A 14,753-nucleotide genomic window follows, 5' to 3' on the forward strand; every position below is an offset into this window, starting at 1 on the left:
GCCATGCTCTACAACGCCGTCTCCACCCTCGGCCTTTCCAAGCGCCTGCAGACCGCCAACACCGAGCTTCAGCTCGAACGGCTGCGCAACAACGACGAGATCGCCAGCGGCAAGCATTTCGACGTCGCCAAGGCGCTGGGTGCGCGCACCGGCCAGGCGATCGCGCTGCGCAACCTGTATGACGAGACCGACCAGACCCTGAAATCCACCGCCCTGCTGCAGGGGCGGCTGGGCACCATGGACAGCGCGCTGACCAACATCCTGTCCGCCGGGCAGGACGTTCTGGCCGCCGCCTCGGTCGGGCTGGGCCAGCCCTCGCCCACCGGCAGTTCGCTCCAGGTGCGGGCCCGCGCCATGCTGGAGCAGGTGGTGGGCATGCTCAACGCCTCCTCAGGCAACGGCTACCTGTTCGGCGGGGTGGAGGTGAAGGCCGCCCCCATGCGCGCCGTGCAGGGCGACGAGTCCGGCCTGCCCTCCCCCATCCAGATCGTGCAGGACACCATCGCCGCGGCCACCGGGGGCACCGCGTCGCCGCAGACTCCCGCCGAGACCGCCGCCGCCGTGGCGGCTCTGGACGACCTGTTCGCCGCACCCTCGGCCTCGCCGCTCGGCTTCGAGGGCGGGTTCTACCTTGGGGCGCCCTCGACCGCGCCGCGCCTCAGCGCCCGGCTCGACCGCACGACCGAGATCCCCTACGGCATCCAGGGCAACGACCCGGCCATGCGGGACCTGCTCCAGGGCCTCTACATGCTGGCCAGCGTCGACACCAGCCAGCTGCCGCTGGACGCCTACAAGCCCTACATGGAGGCGGCGGTCGCCAAGGTGTCGGGCGGCATCGAGGGGGTGCGCGACGCCACGGCGCAGCTGGGCATCCACCGCGCGCAGCTCGACGATATCGCGGCGATGAACACGACGCAGCTCCGCATCCTCAACGACCAGCTCGACGCGATGGAAAGCGTCGATCCGGCGGAGGCCAGCCTGCGCATGAACCAGCTCGAGGTGCAGATCGAGGCGACCGCGGCGGCCACCGCCCGCATCGCCCGGATGAGCCTCGCCAATTACCTGTAGGACGGCACGGCCTGCCTGCGGGATGATGAAAGACGGTCTGATGAAGCATGGTCCGATCCGCCGAGCCCTCCGCGTGGCCGCGCTGGCCGCGGCCTGCCTGCTGGGCGCCGCCGCCCTGGCGGGCGAAGGGCTGGCCCAGACGCGGGTGAAGGATCTCGTCACCTTCGACGGGGTGCGCCGCAACCAGCTCATCGGCTACGGCCTCGTGGTCGGGCTGAACGGCTCGGGCGACCGGCTGATCAACACGCCTTTCACCGAGCAGAGCCTGAAGGGCATGCTGGAGCGGCTGGGCATCAACACCCGCGACGAGGTGCTGCGCACCCGCAACGCCGCGGCGGTGATGGTCACGGCCTCGCTGCCGCCCTTCGCCCGCCAGGGCACGACCATCGACATCACCGTGTCGGCGCTGGGCGATGCCACCAGCCTGCTCGGCGGCACGCTGCTGGTCACGCCGCTGCTGGGCGCCGACGGACAGGCCTACGCCGTGGCCCAGGGATCGCTGTCGGTCAGTGGCTTCTCCGCCGGCGGGGTGGCCGCCAACGTGACCAAGGGCGTGCCGACCAGCGCCCGCATCGCCAACGGCGCCATCGTCGAGCGCGAGCTGAAATTCGCGCTGGACGAGACGACCGCCGTTCGCATGGCCCTGCGCAACCCCGACTTCACCACCGCCAACCGGATCGCCGACGCGGTGGCGGTGCGGCTGGGCAACAGCGCCGTCCATGTGCTGGACGCCACCACCGTCGACGTCCGCATCCCGCCCCGCTACAGCGGCGCGGTGGCCCGGCTGATCGGCGACATCGAGCAGCTCACCGTGCGCCCGGACGGCATCGCGCGGGTGGTGGTGGACGAGCGCAGCGGCACCGTGGTCATCGGCGACGACGTGCGCATCAGCCGCGTCGCCATCACCCAGGGCAACCTGACCGTCCGCGTGGTGGAGACGCCGCAGGTGTCGCAGCCGCAGCCCTTCTCCGACGGGCAGACGGTGGTGGTGCCGCGCACCGACGTGCAGGTGCAGGAGGGCAACGGGCGCCAGTTCGTCACCATCGGCGGCAACGTCAGCCTGCAGCAGCTCGTCAACGGGCTGAACGCGCTGGGCGTCGGGCCGCGCGACATGGTCGCCATCCTCCAGGCGATCAAGGCGGCGGGCGCGCTGCACGCCGATCTGGAAATCATCTGACCCCTCCGGCTGGACGACAAAGCGATGGACATCTCCCCCCTTTCCCCGACCGCCCAAACCGCGAAACCCACCACCCAAAACCACTCAGCCGAGAAGGCCGGGCAGGAGTTCGAGGCGCTGATGGTCGGGCAGATGCTGGAGTCCATGTTCGCCGGCGTGGAGACCGGCAGCGCCTTCGGCGGCGGCCAGGGCGAGCGGACGTGGCGCAGCTTCATGCTCCAGGAATACGGCAAGGCCATCGCCGAGGCCGGCACGCTGGGGATCGGCCGCATGGTCGAGGCCGACGTGGCCCGCCTCTACGGCCAGACGAGCGAAGGAACCAAGGGATGAGCCGCCGTTTCAAGGACCTGATCCGCGAATTCGCCCCCGACGCCAAGCCGGAGGCGGACGCCGCCCCCGTCGCCGCTCCGGAACCTGAGATCCCGGCGCTGGCCGATGGGCCGACCGCTGTGGTGATGACGGAGTTCCTCGACACGGTGGCCGAACTGAGCGTCCTGCTCGACGAGGAGACCGCGGCGCTCGCCGCCGGCGACTTGGAGGGGCTGGAGGTCTACGCCCGGCGCAAGCAGGCGATGGCCGACCGTCTGGGCGGCATCATGACTCAGGCGCAGTCGGGCACGCTGCGGCTGAACGACGATCTGCGCGCGATGATCCTGGAGCGGGTGGAGCGGCTGGACCGCGCCATCAACGACAACGCGGCCGGGCTGGTCGCCATGCGCAAGGCGGTGCTGTCGATCAACCGCAGCCTTCTGGTGGCCCTGGAGAAGGCGGCCAGCGACGGCCTCTACGCCCCCTCCGGCCACGCCGTGCGCCCGGTCGAGCTGTCGGCGTCGGGCCTGAACGCGGAGCTGTAGGCCCAGCCGAATTAGAGTTCCCTCTCCCGCTCCGGGAGAGGGTGGCGCCATAGGCGCCGGGTGAGGGTCGTCCAAGGATCAAGGGGCCGATTCTCGGCAGCACCCTCACCCTTCCCACGCTTCCGCGTGGGCCCCTTCCCTCTCCCGGGGCGGGAAAGGGGATTGAAAGACGGCAGCTTTGCGGAGGGTTCCGCCGCCGGATGCGGGCCGTTATAGTCCAGCGTCCGCGTCCTCCTGAGGCTTCCGCATGCCCGCAACCGACCGCGCCGGCTCCCCGTCGCTCGCCGTCTTCACCCATGGCGAGCTGATCGGCGACGCGCTCATCAAGATTCCTTTCGTGCGCGCCCTGCGGGGGCTGTTCCCGGACCACCGGATCACCTGGATCACCACCGAGGGCACCCATCTGGCGACCACGCTGCGCCCGATGATGGACGGGCTGATCGACGAGTTCCGCCCCGACACCGGCATCGGGCGCAGCCCGCTCGGCCTGCTGAAGCCCATGCCCATCAAGGATCGCTTCTCCCTGGTGCTGGACACCCAGGCGCTGCCCTGGCGGACGCTGCTGGCGCGGCGGCTGAAGCACGACCTGTTCGTCTCGGCCTGCGCCGGCTACCGCCTGTCGGACCGCCGCCCACCCCCCGGCTACGAGGAGCCGCGGCACGTGCTGGACCGCCTGTTCGACCTGCTGGAGGTCGCCGGCGGGCGCCGCCCCCCGCTGGACATGGCCGTGCCCATCCCGGCCGAGGCCGAGGCCGAGGCGCGCGCCGTCCTGCCCGACGGGCCGGGCTACGTCGCCATCGCGCCGGGGGCGGGCAAGCGGGTGAAATGCTGGCCGCTGGACCGCTTCGTGGAGCTGGCCCGCGCCCAGGTCGCCGATGGGAGGGTGCCGGTCTTCATCCTCGGCCCGGCGGAGCTGGACTGGCTGCCCGAACTGCGCGCCGCCGTGCCGCAGGCGCTGTTCCCGCTCCAGGACGCCGATCTGGCCGAGCCGCGCTATTCCCCGATCCGCACCATCGCGCTGACCCGGCGCTGCGCGGCGGCGGTCGCCAACGACAGCGGGACCAGCCACCTGTTCGGCCTCGCCGACGTGCCGCTGCTGACCCTCTACGGCCCGACCATCGCGGAGAAGCTGCGCCCCAAGGTGACGCGGGGCGCCGTTCTGACCGCCTCCGCCTTCGGCGGCCGCGAGATGGAACGCATTCCCGCCGATGCGGCGATCAAAGAGGTCGAGGCACTGGTCCGTTCGTGACCACGGTTATCTATCGCCACCGGCCGTCATAACCCTCTCCCCTCCGGGGAGAGGGTGGCCCGAAGGGCCGGTGAGGGGGATGCGCTTTTGCCGGACGATCCGCCACGCGCATCCCCCTCACCCTAACCCTCTCCCCAGGGGGGAGAGGGGATTATAGAGGGTAGCGGTCCGGCTCTCGGATCACCGCTTCACGGCGGGCGTGATTTCCCCCGCCTCCTCCAGCCGCCGCAGGCAGGCGACCAGGCCGCGCTGGAAGTTGCGGCCCTCGGAGGGCAGGTTGACACCCTGGCCGGTCGTCCAGAACTCCACGAAGGCGCAATCGGCCGCGCGATCCGCGGTCGGCCATTCGACGGCCACGCCCAGCCCGATCTCCGCCGTGCGGCGGCGGCTGTCGGTGACCAGGATCTTCGCTTCCCAATGCATCCCGCCGCTGCCGGCCTCGGCACGGCGGTGGCTCCACAGGCGCAGATAATCGCGGAAGCTCTCGGAGGAGCGGTCGTGCTGGACGTAGGCGCTGCGGTCCACCACCGACGGGGCGAGGCGCAGCGTGTAGCGCGCCTGGGCCAGCGCCTGGGTCACCTCCGCGATCAGCCGGTCCATCTCGGCGAAGCTGCGCCGCACGTTGTCGGCCAGCGCGCTGGCCAGCGCCTCCCCTTTCAGCGCGCCGGAGGCGGCGCGGTCGGAGCGGTACATCTCGAACAGGTCGTCGCTGTCACTCATTGCCGTGATGCGCCGCGGAAGGTGGTGAGTTCCTTCGTCTACCGCCAAACCCGTTGAGAAGACATTAAGCGAAATTCCAAACCATCCGGCTCCCGCCCCGTCACGCCCGTTGCGCCGGTTGCGCGGTCCCTCCGTTCTTCAGGCGCAGCACATACATCATCACCTCGGCCACCGCCTGGTAATGCTGAAGCGGAATCACCGCATCGACCTCCGACGCGGCGTAGAGGGCGCGGGCGAGCGGCGGGTTCTCGATCACCGGCACGCCGTTCTCCTCGGCCACCGCGCGGATGCGCAGCGCCACGAGGTCGGCCCCCTTGGCGAGGCAGACCGGCGCCGGCATCTTCGCGCGGTCGTACTCCAGGGCCACAGCGAAGTGGGTCGGGTTGGCGATGACCACCGTGGCGCGCGGCACGTTCGCCATCATGCGGCGCTTCGAGCGGTCGCGCCGGATCTCGCGCAGCTTCGCCTTTAGATGAGGGTCGCCCTCGGTCTGCTTGAACTCGTCCTTCAGCTCCTGGAAGGTCATGCGCAGGCGGCGCCGCCATTCCAGCCGGTTCCACAGCACGTCCACGGCGGCCATCACCACCGTCGCCAGGAGGACGGCCAACAGCAGCCGCAGGGTCAGGTCCCGCAGCAGGTCGGGAAGCGCCGCAACGTCCATGCCCACGATCCCCTCCGTCCAATCGATGTAGGGCGCCACGGCGAACCAGACGGCGCAGGCGATGATCGCCAGTTTCACGAGACTCTTCACGAATTCGACCAGCGCGTGACGCGAGAAGATGCGGCGCCAGCCGCTGAGCGGCGACAGGTGCGACAGCTTGGGCTGGATGCGGTCGCTCGCCGCCAGCAGCGGCCCCTGCCCCACCGCCGACACCACCGCCCCGCCGACCAGCAGGCCCAGCACCGGCAGCATCGCCACCGCGACCCCGCCGATCAGCCAGCGCAGGCTGTTCATCACGTCGTAGGGACCGCCGTCGAGCCGGATGTCGTTCGGATTCTCGATCAACGGCAGCAGCACCTCGGCGATGCGGGAGGCGGCGAGCGGCCCGCCGGCCGCGGCGATCAGCCAGGCCGCCGCCATGGTGGCGGCCAGACCGACGTCGCGGGCGCGGGGGACGTCGCCCTTCTCCATCGCCTCGCGCAGCCGTTTCTCGGTCGGCTCCTCGGTTTTCTGTTCCTCGTCCTGGGTGTTGTCGGACATCGCCGCCCCCTTCTCATCGCCCGCCGAGCCAGCCGGCCAGCGCCGCCAGCGTGGCGGTGACCATCGCCCCCGCCGTCACCAGGAAGACCAGCATCCCGCCGCCGACCATCGCCGGGGTGGCGACGAAATAGACGGGCATCGAGGGCATCACCCGGTTGACCAGGGCCAGCGCCATGTTGGCGATCATGCCGAAGACCAGGAAGGGGGCGGCCATCTGCACGCCCAGCCGGAAGGTGACGCCGACGAGCTGGGCGTAGCGCCCCGCCACCATGCCGGGATCGGGCAGCGTCGCCGCCGGCCAGCTTCCGTAGGAGCGCACCAGCGCGTCGATCATCAGGTAATGCAGGTCGAGCGCGAACAGCAGCGCCAGCCCGGCGATGACCAGCGTCCCCGACAGGATGGACCCGCTCTCGAACCCCGCCGCATCGGTCCCAAAAGGGTTGCTGAGCCCCATCGCCTGCGCGGCGATGTTGCCGGCGACCTGGAGCGACGCCAGGAACAGCTTGGCCCCCAGCCCGAGGAAGGCGCCGGCCACCGTCTCCGCGAAGATCTGCTCCAGCATCACCGCGGCGTCCGGCGGCAGCCGGTCGGGCAGGCCGGGCACCGTTGGGGTCAGCGCCAGCGCCACCGGGATCGCGATGCACAGCCGCACCCGCGGCGGCACCGCCAGCTCCCCGAAGCCCGGCAGCAGGCTGACCGCCGCGGCGACGCGGGCGAAGACCAGGAAGGCGCGGTAGACCTCCAGGCTGAGCAGGTCGGCGAGCGTGTCCATCACCGCTCCTTCAGACTTGGTCGATCGTCTTGACGGACACCTTGCGGTGCAGCTCGGCGTGGCTGATCACCGGGGTCATCGGGCTGACCCGCTCCAGCAGGGAGCGGACGAAGGGCCGCACCTCCGCCCCGACCAGCAGCGCCGGCCAGACCTGCGGCGTGGCGTGCTTCTGGATGGTGATGCGCAGCGCGGTCAGGAACTCCTGCACCTGGGTCGGCGGCATGGCGAAGCGGCGATCCTCGCCCTCCGCGATGACACTCTGCTGGAGCGCCTGCTCCCAGCGCGGGGTCAGGACGATGACCGGGACGAAGCCGTCGGGTGCCGTCAGCGACTGGCAGATCTGCTGGCCCAGCCGCGCGCGCACATGCTCGGTGACCAGCGTGATGTTGCGCGTCCAGTTCACCGCTTCGGCGATAGCCTCGACGATGGCCGGCAGGTTGCGGATCGACACCCGCTCCGCCAGCAGCGCCTGGAGCACGCGCTGCACCACCACCAGCGTGATGCGCGACGGCACCATGTCGGAAATCAGCTTCTGGTACTCCCGCCCCAGCCCGTCGAGCAGCTTCTGCATGGCCGCGAAGGTCAGCAGGGTCGAGAGATGGTCCTTGATGACCTCGGTCAGGTGGGTGGTGATGACGCTTTCCGGGTCGACCACCGTGTAGCCCTTGGCGATGGCCTCCTCGTGGCGCGCCGGGTCGATCCAGCGGGCCTGGAGGTTGAAGGTCGGCTCCCGCGTCGCCTCGCCGGGCAGGTCGGGGGCCGCCCCGCCGGACGGGTCGATGGCGAGAAGCTGCTTGGGCCGCACCTCGCCGCTCGCCACCTCGACGCCCATGACGCTGACGACGTAGCCCTTGGGCGGCAGGAAGCTGCTGTCCTTGATGCGCACCGACGGCAGGATGAAGCCGAACTCCTTGGCGAAGCGCTTGCGCAGCGTCTTCACCTTGCCGGTCAGCGGACCGTTCTTGTTGAGGATCAGCGGGACGAGGTGGTTGCCGACCTCCACCTTGACCTCGTCCACCTTCAGCATGTCCTCCACCGCCTCCTCGGCGGGGGCGGTCGGGGCCTTGCGGCTTTCCTCCAGCCGGGCGAGTGCGGCGCGGCGCATCTTGCCGCGCATCGCGTACCAGCCCGCCGCGCCGAAGCCCCCGCCCAGCAGGACGAAGGGGGCGGCGGGCAGGCCCGGCGTGACGCCCAGCGTGCAGAGCAGCCCGCCCGCCACCATCAGCGCCTTGGGATAACCGCCGAGCTGGGCGAGCACCGCCTGATCGGCGGAACCGACGTTGCCGCCCTTGGTCACCAGCAGGCCGGCGGCCAGCGAGACGACCAGCGCCGGGATCTGCGTCGCCAGACCGTCGCCCACTGTCAGGATGGTGTAGACCGACGCCGCGGATTCGAAGGACATGCCCTGTTGCGCCATGCCGATGGCCATGCCGCCCAGCACGTTGATGGCGGTGATGACCAGCCCGGCCACCGCGTCGCCGCGCACGAACTTCGACGCGCCGTCCATGGCGCCGAAGAAGGTGCTCTCGTCCTCCAGCTCCTTGCGGCGGCGGCGGGCCTCGACGTCGTCGATCATGCCGGCGGAGAGGTCGGCGTCGATGGCCATCTGCTTGCCGGGAATGGCGTCCAGCGTGAAGCGCGCCCCGACCTCGGCGATGCGGGTGGCGCCCTTGGTGATGACCACGAAGTTGATGACGATCAGGATCGCGAAGATCACCACGCCGATCACGAAGTTGCCGCCCATGATGAACTGGCTGAAGCCCTCGATCACATGGCCGGCGGCGGACGGGCCGGTGTGCCCGTGGCTGAGGATCAGGCGGGTGGACGCGATGTTCAGCGCCAGCCGCAGCACCGTGACGACGAGCAGCACGGTCGGGAAGGAGGAAAAGTCCAGCGGCTTGCTGATCCACAGCGAGACCATCAGGATCAGCACGCTGACCGCCAGCGACAGCGTCAGCCCGAGGTCGAGGAACCAGGTCGGCACCGGCAGGAACAGCACGGCCAGCACCAGCAGGATGCCCAGCGCGAACAGCACGTCGCGGTTCGCCAGCCCGGCATCGCCGAGGCTGGTCATCCGGTTCCGAAGGGTGTCCGTGAAAGCCATGCGGGAACTCCAGGGTGCGGCACCGTTGGTACGCTAGCGCCCCGCGGTAAAACCGGCTTTTACGTCGGGGTCAGTCCGCGCCCGGCAGAAGGGGTTTCACCGCCGCGTTGGCGTAGAGGCTGGACAGGAAGGACAGGCGGCCAAGCTCGGCCTTGCCCCAGGCGGGCAGCGCGCCGGGAACGGCCTGGGACGCGGCGGCCTGGGGGCCGGCGGCCAGCGCCTTCAGGTAATCCATAGCGCCGGCCACCCAGCGCCGGTTGCCGCCGACCCGCTCGCGATAGGCCGCCCCGCGCTCCGACTGGGCGGAGTGGTAGCGGGCGATGGCGGCGTCCAGCGATCCCTGCGCGCGGTGCAGGTCGCCCAGGAAGCGCGCGGCGTAGCGGGCGTTGGCGCGCGGGTCGAAGGCGGTCTCCAGGTCGGGGAAGGCGTCGGGGTGCCATTTCAGATTGACTTGGAGACAGCCGACGTCGATGGAGCGCGTGCCCCGCGCCTGCGCGGCCCGCACGAAGGCGATGGCCTCATCCCGCGTCGGGAAGTAGTGGGAGGAGCCTTCGGTGTTGACGGTCCAGGGCCAGACGGTGAACAGCCGGTCGGCGGTCATCCGCCCGGCCTCGGTGAAGCCCATGGCGAGCAGCATGTGGTCGGTCACCCCGGCCTCGCGCTCCGCCGCCAGGATGGCGTCGATGCAGGCGGCTTCCGGCGGCAGACTGCGCGCGGGCAGGACGCGCGGCGCGTAGAGGGCGGTTGACCATGTGCCGATCTGCGCGGCCGGCGGCTTCACCTCCGCGGCGGTCGTGGTCCCGGCCAGGAGCAGCGCCGCCAGTCCGGCCAGCCGCCGCATGTCACCGCACCGAGACGATCAGGCTGCCCAACCGGTCGGCGTAGGTGGTCAGCGCGCCGTACATGAAGGGCAGCGCCAGCACGGTGGTGACCAGGATGGCGACGATCTTCGGGACGAAGGTCAAAGTCATCTCCTGCACCTGGGTCAGCGCCTGGACCAGCGAGATCGCCACGCCGACCAGCACCGCGACGACCAGCGGCGGCGCGGCGATCAGCAGCATCGTCCAGATGCCCGTGCGCAGGACTTCCAGCACGTCGGCTTCGTTCATGGGGGTTCTCCTGGGGGAACGTGTTGCCCCCACCCTTCCCACGGCTTCGCCGCGGGCCCCTTCCCTCCCCCGCTTCGCAAGGGAGGGAGGTCATCCCCTCCCCTGCGTTAGCGGGGGAGGGTCAGGGTGGGGGCAATGCGTCCCAACACACGCGCTCAAATCGCCATCCGCATGACGTCCTGATAGGCCTGCACCATGCGATCGCGGATCGACACCACCGTCTGCACGGTCATCTCGGCGGCGAGCACGGAGCGCACGACCTCGTGCGTGCCGGCCTTGCCGGTGACGGCGGCGACGGACATGCGCTCGCCCTCGTTCAGCGTCTCCACCGCCTGCGACACCTGACGGTCGAGGAAGGCGCCGAAGCTGCTCTCCGCCGCCGACGACGCTGACGCCGCCGTCTCGGCGGACGGCGAAGACGCGGAAGCCGCCGCGGCGGGCGGCGTGGCGAGCGAGGCGGCGGGCGCCGGCTGGGCCAGGGGCGCGCGGTGGAGGCCGTAGGCGGCGGCGGCGCGGCCGATGGGTTCGATCATGCTCTTGGGTCTCCTCAGCCGCGCAGAAGGTCGATCATGCGGCTCATCATGCTGCGCGACTGCTCGATGACGTTGACGCTCGCCTCGAAGGACCGGCTGGCCTCGCGCATGTCCATCATCTCGATCAGCGGCTGGACGTTCGGGCGCTTGACGTAGCCCTTCTCGTCGGCGGCGGGGTGCGAGGGCTCGTAGACAAGCTGGAAGTCGCTGCGGTCGCGCCCGATCTGCTTGACCTTCACAAGCTCCGACCCGGCGGCACGGTCCATCGCGGTGGCGAAGGAGACGGTCTTGCGGCGGTAGGGATCGCCGCCCGCCGTCATGGCGGTGGAATCGGCGTTGGCGATGTTCTCGGCGACCACGCGCAGCCGGGTGCCCTGCGCCTGCAGGCCCGAACTGGCGATCCGCATCGTCGCGGCCAGGGGATCGGTGAGCATGGGAAGGACTCCGGATATCGTCAGCCGGCGCGCCAGGCGGCGCGCAGGATCTGCAGGTTGCGCTGGAACAGGCCGGCGGTCAGGGCGAAGGCGTCGCGCGTCTCGCTGCCCTTGTTCATCTCCTGCTCAAGCGATACGGCGTTGCCGTCCGGCGTGGTTTCCCACTGCTCGGGCTTGCGCGCCTCCTGCACCGCGCCGGACGGGTTGAAGCCCGTCAGGTGCATCGGCGAAGTGAGCGCGGGCGCCACCGTCTGCGGGCCGTCCATCAGCGCCGCGAAGGGCTTCAGGTCCTTCGGCTGATAGCCGGGCGTGTTGGCGTTCACGACGTTGGCGGCGATCAGCTTCTGCCGCTCCGCCAAGTAATCGAGGCGCGCGCCGGTCAGCCGAAACACCGAAATATTGCTAAAATCCATTGGAACGGCCCTATCGCGAAGCCGGAAAGCAAGGCAGGGCCAAGATGACTCCCGGCGTTTAAAACCGGATTTAAAATCCTCGTGTCAGGATCGAGCCGTTCCGACACGGCGGAGACGTCCCGGCAATGCGCGTGCTTTCCAACCTTCTGTCCGAGATCGAGCGGATGCCGACCCGATCCTGGCGCGGCGAGATCCGCAGCGCCGCCGGCATGACGCTGGAGGTGGAGGGACTGCGCCGCGTCCTGGCGGTGGGCGACAAATGCTGGGCCGAGACGGCGCGCGGCCAGCGCCTGCTGTGCGAGACGATCGGCTTCCGCCAGGGCCGCACGCTGCTGATGGCCTTCGACAATCTGGACGGCGTGGCGGAGGGCTGCGCCGCCGTCACCGACGACACCGCCTTCACGCTGCGCCCCGGCCCCGGCTGGCTGGGCCGCGTCGTCAACGCGCTGGGGGAGCCGATCGATGGGCGCGGCCCCTTGCGCAACGGCCACCACGCCCGTCCGCTGCGCGCCGCCCCGCCGCCGGCCTACGCGCGCCGCCGGGTCGGGGCGAAGATGGACACCGGCGTGCGCGCCATCGACGTCTTCACGCCGATCTGCCGCGGCCAGCGCATGGGTGTCTTCGCCGGGTCGGGCGTCGGCAAATCGACGCTGCTGTCGATGGTCGCCCGCCACGCCGGAGCCGACGCCATCGTGATCGGGCTGGTCGGGGAGCGTGGGCGCGAGGTGCAGGAGTTCATCCAGGACGACCTGGGCGCCGACGGCCTCGCCCGCTCCGTCGTCGTGGTCGCCACCTCGGACGAGCCGCCGCTGATGCGCCGGCAGGCCGCCCATCTCTGCCTGACCGTGGCGGAGGAGTTGCGCGACCGCGGTCTGCATGTCCTCTGCCTGATCGACAGCGTGACGCGCTTCGCCATGGCCCAGCGCGAGATCGGGCTGGCAGCCGGGGAGCCGCCGACCGCCAAGAGCTACCCGCCCAGCGTCTTCGCCGAGCTGCCCAAGCTGATGGAGCGCGCCGGACCGGGTTCGGAGGGCCAGGGCGACATCACCGGCATCTTCACCGTGCTGGTCGACGGCGACGACCACGACGAGCCCATCGCCGACGCGGTGCGCGGCATCCTCGACGGCCACATCGTGCTGGACCGCCGCATCGCCGAGCAGGGCCGCTACCCCGCCGTCAACGTGCTGCGCAGCGTGTCGCGCCTGCTGCCCGGCTGCCACACGGCGGAGCAGAACGCCCTGCTGCACCGCGCGCGGAGCCTCGCCGCCACCTACGACAACATGCGGGAGCTGGTGCGCATCGGCGCTTACAAGCAGGGCACCGACGCGGAGGTGGACGGCGCCGTCGCGCTGAACCCGGCGCTGGAGGAGTTCCTGCGCCAGGGCAAGGACGACGCCACGCCGTCCCCCGAGTCCTTCCGAATCCTCGACCGCATCCTCGCCGTTCCCGCCGGAGCCACGCCATGACCAACGCCACCGCACTCGCCACCCGCGCGCTTGCCCCGACCACCGCCGCACGGGACGCCGTGAAAGCTCCGGCAAAGCAGGAGGGGACGGACCTCGGCCTGGGTTTCGGCGACCTGCTGGACGCGGTGAACCCGCTGCAACATCTGCCGGGGGTGTCGCAGGTCTACCGCCACGCCACCGGCGACGAGATCGGCCTGCCGGCGCGGCTGGCCGGCGGCTTCCTGTTCGGCGGCCCCATCGGCCTGCTGGGCAGCGCCGCCATGGCCGCCTTCGAGGCGGTGACCGGCGACGACCCGCTCGGCCACCTCGTCACGCTGGCCGAGGGCGGCGCAGAAGAGACGAAGGCCCCGGCGAAGGACGTGCCGTCCAACGCCCCGCCCCTGCCCTTCCTCGCCGGCGCGGCGCAGGAGCCGCCGGCGGACCATCGCCCGTCCCCGGCCGTGCTGGCGGAGGCGCTCGCCCGCAAGACGCCGGGCACCGACGACGCCGCGGATAAGGCGGACAAGGCGGCGCCCAAGGCGGAGCAGCCCGCCCCGCAAATCCTGGCGAAGCTCTACGAGCTGCACGCCACCCAGCCGGCGGACCGCCCGGCCGTCCGCCTCTGACTCCGGTCAGCGCAGCGCCTTCGCCAGCGCGTCCATGAACAGCCGCACCTTCGGCGGCACGAAGCGCGCCGAGGGATGGACGCCCCACACCGCCAGCGGCTCAAGCTCGCCGTCGCAGAGGCGGAGCGCGACCAGCGCGCCTTGCGCCACCTCCTCCCGCACGTCCCACTCGGACAGGATGGCAATGCCGAGCCCGGCGAGGCAGATGTCCCGCAACCCCTCGATGGAGTTGGCGGTGAAACGGCCGCGCACCCGGATGCGCCGCTCCCGCCCGTCGCCCGCGAAGCTCCAATGGGTCGTGCCGGACAGGCACAGGCACTCGTGCTCCGCCAGATCGACGGTGGCGGCGGGCGTCCCTCTGGCCGCCAGATAGCCGGGCGTGGCGTAGAGGCCCCGCGGGTTGTCGGCCAGCCGCCGCGCGATCAGCGCGCTGTCCTTCAGATGAGCGATGCGGATGGCGAGGTCGATGCCCTGCCCGACGATGTCCACCACCGTGTCGGTCAGCAGCAGATCGACCGAGACCTGCGGGTTGTCTTTCAGGAAGTCCGCGACCACCGGCACCACCACCTTGCGCCCGAAGGCGGCGGAGGCGGTCAGCCGCAGCAGCCCCGACGCCCCGGCGGAGGACGGGCGGACGCTGGCCCGCGCCGCCGCCTCGTTCTCCAGCATCGCCTGGGCGAAGGGCAGCATCGCCTCCCCCTCCGGCGTCAGGGCAAGGGAGCGGGTGGTCCGCTGCATCAGCCGCGCCCCCATGGCCTCCTCCAGCGCGGACAGCCGCCGCGTCGCCATCAGCGGCGAGATGCCCAGCCGCCGCGCCGCCCCGGCGAGGCTGCCGGCCTGGGCGGCTTCCACCAGAACAGCGAGTCCGGCGAGGTCCATTGCTTCACATTCCGACATACAGGCCATTCATTCTGCATGACTGATGCGGATTGTGAAAGTGCGATAGGGTCCGTTCCAAGGTTTTCGCACGTTGAGAACCCCTCTCCCGCCCCGGAAGGGTGAGGGTGCCGCCAAGGATCAGCGCTTCGATCCTTGGCGGCACCCTCAC

Annotated in this window: 17 protein-coding genes; 7 read left to right on the plus strand and 10 right to left on the minus strand. The window is 70.8% G+C overall.

The window, feature by feature from the left end; translation table 11 throughout:
* Positions 1-3: 3 nt before the first annotated feature.
* The 5 genes from D3869_RS28570 to D3869_RS28590 all read left to right on the plus strand — a co-directional run bounded on the left by D3869_RS28570 (position 4) and on the right by D3869_RS28590 (position 4,348).
* Positions 4-1,068 carry a flagellin gene (locus D3869_RS28570; protein ID WP_137143048.1) on the plus strand — a complete coding sequence of 355 codons (1,065 nt, stop codon included), beginning with the start codon at positions 4-6 and terminating at the stop codon, positions 1,066-1,068.
* 40 nt (positions 1,069-1,108) lie between these two features.
* Positions 1,109-2,245, plus strand: coding sequence for a flagellar basal body P-ring protein FlgI (locus D3869_RS28575; RefSeq protein ID WP_175426650.1), 1,137 nt, complete (start codon positions 1,109-1,111; stop codon positions 2,243-2,245).
* Between the two features lie 24 nt (positions 2,246-2,269).
* Positions 2,270-2,575 (plus strand): rod-binding protein, encoded by a 306-nt coding sequence (locus tag D3869_RS28580; protein ID WP_137143050.1) that lies wholly within the window; start codon positions 2,270-2,272, stop codon positions 2,573-2,575.
* Complete coding sequence (locus D3869_RS28585) at positions 2,572-3,099, plus strand: flagellar protein FlgN (protein WP_137143051.1); 528 nt, start codon at positions 2,572-2,574, stop codon at positions 3,097-3,099. The genes D3869_RS28580 and D3869_RS28585 overlap by 4 nt, the downstream gene beginning before the upstream one ends.
* 247 nt (positions 3,100-3,346) lie before the next feature.
* The gene (locus tag D3869_RS28590) at positions 3,347-4,348 is read left to right on the plus strand and encodes a glycosyltransferase family 9 protein (protein ID WP_137143052.1); all 1,002 of its coding nucleotides are present in this window, start codon (positions 3,347-3,349) and stop codon (positions 4,346-4,348) included.
* Positions 4,349-4,528: 180 nt separating this feature from the next.
* On the opposite strand, the gene D3869_RS28595 is transcribed toward D3869_RS28590, so the two are convergent.
* From D3869_RS28595 to D3869_RS28635, 9 genes are all read right to left on the minus strand, one after another.
* Entirely contained in the window at positions 4,529-5,068 is a 540-nt protein-coding gene (locus tag D3869_RS28595; RefSeq protein ID WP_137143053.1) for a hypothetical protein, read from the minus strand.
* A 100-nt stretch (positions 5,069-5,168) separates the two neighbouring features.
* Complete coding sequence (flhB, locus tag D3869_RS28600) at positions 5,169-6,269, minus strand: flagellar biosynthesis protein FlhB (protein WP_137143054.1); 1,101 nt, start codon at positions 6,267-6,269, stop codon at positions 5,169-5,171.
* A 13-nt stretch (positions 6,270-6,282) separates the two neighbouring features.
* A complete protein-coding gene (locus D3869_RS28605) occupies positions 6,283-7,041 on the minus strand; it encodes a flagellar biosynthetic protein FliR (RefSeq protein WP_094306581.1) in 759 nt (252 codons plus the stop codon).
* A 10-nt stretch (positions 7,042-7,051) separates the two neighbouring features.
* Complete coding sequence (gene flhA, locus D3869_RS28610; protein ID WP_137143055.1) at positions 7,052-9,145, minus strand: flagellar biosynthesis protein FlhA; 2,094 nt, start codon at positions 9,143-9,145, stop codon at positions 7,052-7,054.
* Positions 9,146-9,215: 70 nt separating this feature from the next.
* On the minus strand, positions 9,216-9,986 hold the full coding sequence (locus D3869_RS28615; RefSeq protein ID WP_137143056.1) for a lytic transglycosylase domain-containing protein: 771 nt from the start codon (positions 9,984-9,986) through the stop codon (positions 9,216-9,218).
* 1 nt (position 9,987) lies between these two features.
* A complete protein-coding gene (gene fliQ / locus D3869_RS28620; protein WP_035682228.1) occupies positions 9,988-10,254 on the minus strand; it encodes a flagellar biosynthesis protein FliQ in 267 nt (88 codons plus the stop codon).
* A gap of 155 nt (positions 10,255-10,409) precedes the next feature.
* Complete coding sequence (locus D3869_RS28625) at positions 10,410-10,787, minus strand: flagellar hook-basal body complex protein FliE (RefSeq protein ID WP_137143057.1); 378 nt, start codon at positions 10,785-10,787, stop codon at positions 10,410-10,412.
* A 14-nt stretch (positions 10,788-10,801) separates the two neighbouring features.
* Positions 10,802-11,221, minus strand: a complete 420-nt coding sequence (flgC, locus tag D3869_RS28630) for a flagellar basal body rod protein FlgC (RefSeq protein ID WP_137143058.1) — start codon at positions 11,219-11,221, stop codon at positions 10,802-10,804.
* Between the two features lie 20 nt (positions 11,222-11,241).
* Positions 11,242-11,613, minus strand: a complete 372-nt coding sequence (locus D3869_RS28635) for a flagellar basal body protein (protein WP_081863486.1) — start codon at positions 11,611-11,613, stop codon at positions 11,242-11,244.
* 146 nt (positions 11,614-11,759) lie between these two features.
* On the opposite strand from D3869_RS28635, the gene fliI reads away from it, so the two are divergent.
* Positions 11,760-13,100, plus strand: coding sequence for a flagellar protein export ATPase FliI (gene fliI / locus D3869_RS28640; RefSeq protein ID WP_137143059.1), 1,341 nt, complete (start codon positions 11,760-11,762; stop codon positions 13,098-13,100).
* A complete protein-coding gene (locus tag D3869_RS28645; RefSeq protein WP_137143060.1) occupies positions 13,097-13,705 on the plus strand; it encodes a hypothetical protein in 609 nt (202 codons plus the stop codon). Before fliI ends, D3869_RS28645 begins: the two co-directional genes overlap by 4 nt.
* 6 nt (positions 13,706-13,711) lie before the next feature.
* Here the strand turns inward: D3869_RS28645 and D3869_RS28650 are convergent, their stop codons facing one another.
* Positions 13,712-14,584 carry a LysR family transcriptional regulator gene (locus tag D3869_RS28650; protein ID WP_137143061.1) on the minus strand — a complete coding sequence of 291 codons (873 nt, stop codon included), beginning with the start codon at positions 14,582-14,584 and terminating at the stop codon, positions 13,712-13,714.
* Positions 14,585-14,753: the final 169 nt, after the last annotated feature.

Origin of the sequence: Azospirillum brasilense (assembly GCF_005222205.1) — a bacterium.
GTDB lineage: Bacteria > Pseudomonadota > Alphaproteobacteria > Azospirillales > Azospirillaceae > Azospirillum > Azospirillum brasilense_G.

What these genes read in the sequence shown, in the direction of transcription:
- fliI (WP_137143059.1), top strand. Translation starts at nt 11,760, where the DNA reads ATGCGCGTGCTTTCCAACCTTCTGTCCGAGATCGAGCGGATGCCGACC.
- fliQ (WP_035682228.1), bottom strand. Translation starts at nt 10,254, where the DNA reads ATGAACGAAGCCGACGTGCTGGAAGTCCTGCGCACGGGCATCTGGACG.
- D3869_RS28605 (WP_094306581.1), bottom strand. Translation starts at nt 7,041, where the DNA reads ATGGACACGCTCGCCGACCTGCTCAGCCTGGAGGTCTACCGCGCCTTC.
- D3869_RS28625 (WP_137143057.1), bottom strand. Translation starts at nt 10,787, where the DNA reads ATGATCGAACCCATCGGCCGCGCCGCCGCCGCCTACGGCCTCCACCGC.
- D3869_RS28590 (WP_137143052.1), top strand. Translation starts at nt 3,347, where the DNA reads ATGCCCGCAACCGACCGCGCCGGCTCCCCGTCGCTCGCCGTCTTCACC.
- D3869_RS28575 (WP_175426650.1), top strand. Translation starts at nt 1,109, where the DNA reads ATGAAGCATGGTCCGATCCGCCGAGCCCTCCGCGTGGCCGCGCTGGCC.
- D3869_RS28650 (WP_137143061.1), bottom strand. Translation starts at nt 14,584, where the DNA reads ATGGACCTCGCCGGACTCGCTGTTCTGGTGGAAGCCGCCCAGGCCGGC.
- D3869_RS28615 (WP_137143056.1), bottom strand. Translation starts at nt 9,986, where the DNA reads ATGCGGCGGCTGGCCGGACTGGCGGCGCTGCTCCTGGCCGGGACCACG.
- D3869_RS28595 (WP_137143053.1), bottom strand. Translation starts at nt 5,068, where the DNA reads ATGAGTGACAGCGACGACCTGTTCGAGATGTACCGCTCCGACCGCGCC.
- D3869_RS28580 (WP_137143050.1), top strand. Translation starts at nt 2,270, where the DNA reads ATGGACATCTCCCCCCTTTCCCCGACCGCCCAAACCGCGAAACCCACC.
- flhB (WP_137143054.1), bottom strand. Translation starts at nt 6,269, where the DNA reads ATGTCCGACAACACCCAGGACGAGGAACAGAAAACCGAGGAGCCGACC.
- flhA (WP_137143055.1), bottom strand. Translation starts at nt 9,145, where the DNA reads ATGGCTTTCACGGACACCCTTCGGAACCGGATGACCAGCCTCGGCGAT.
- D3869_RS28585 (WP_137143051.1), top strand. Translation starts at nt 2,572, where the DNA reads ATGAGCCGCCGTTTCAAGGACCTGATCCGCGAATTCGCCCCCGACGCC.
- D3869_RS28570 (WP_137143048.1), top strand. Translation starts at nt 4, where the DNA reads ATGCTCTACAACGCCGTCTCCACCCTCGGCCTTTCCAAGCGCCTGCAG.
- flgC (WP_137143058.1), bottom strand. Translation starts at nt 11,221, where the DNA reads ATGCTCACCGATCCCCTGGCCGCGACGATGCGGATCGCCAGTTCGGGC.
- D3869_RS28645 (WP_137143060.1), top strand. Translation starts at nt 13,097, where the DNA reads ATGACCAACGCCACCGCACTCGCCACCCGCGCGCTTGCCCCGACCACC.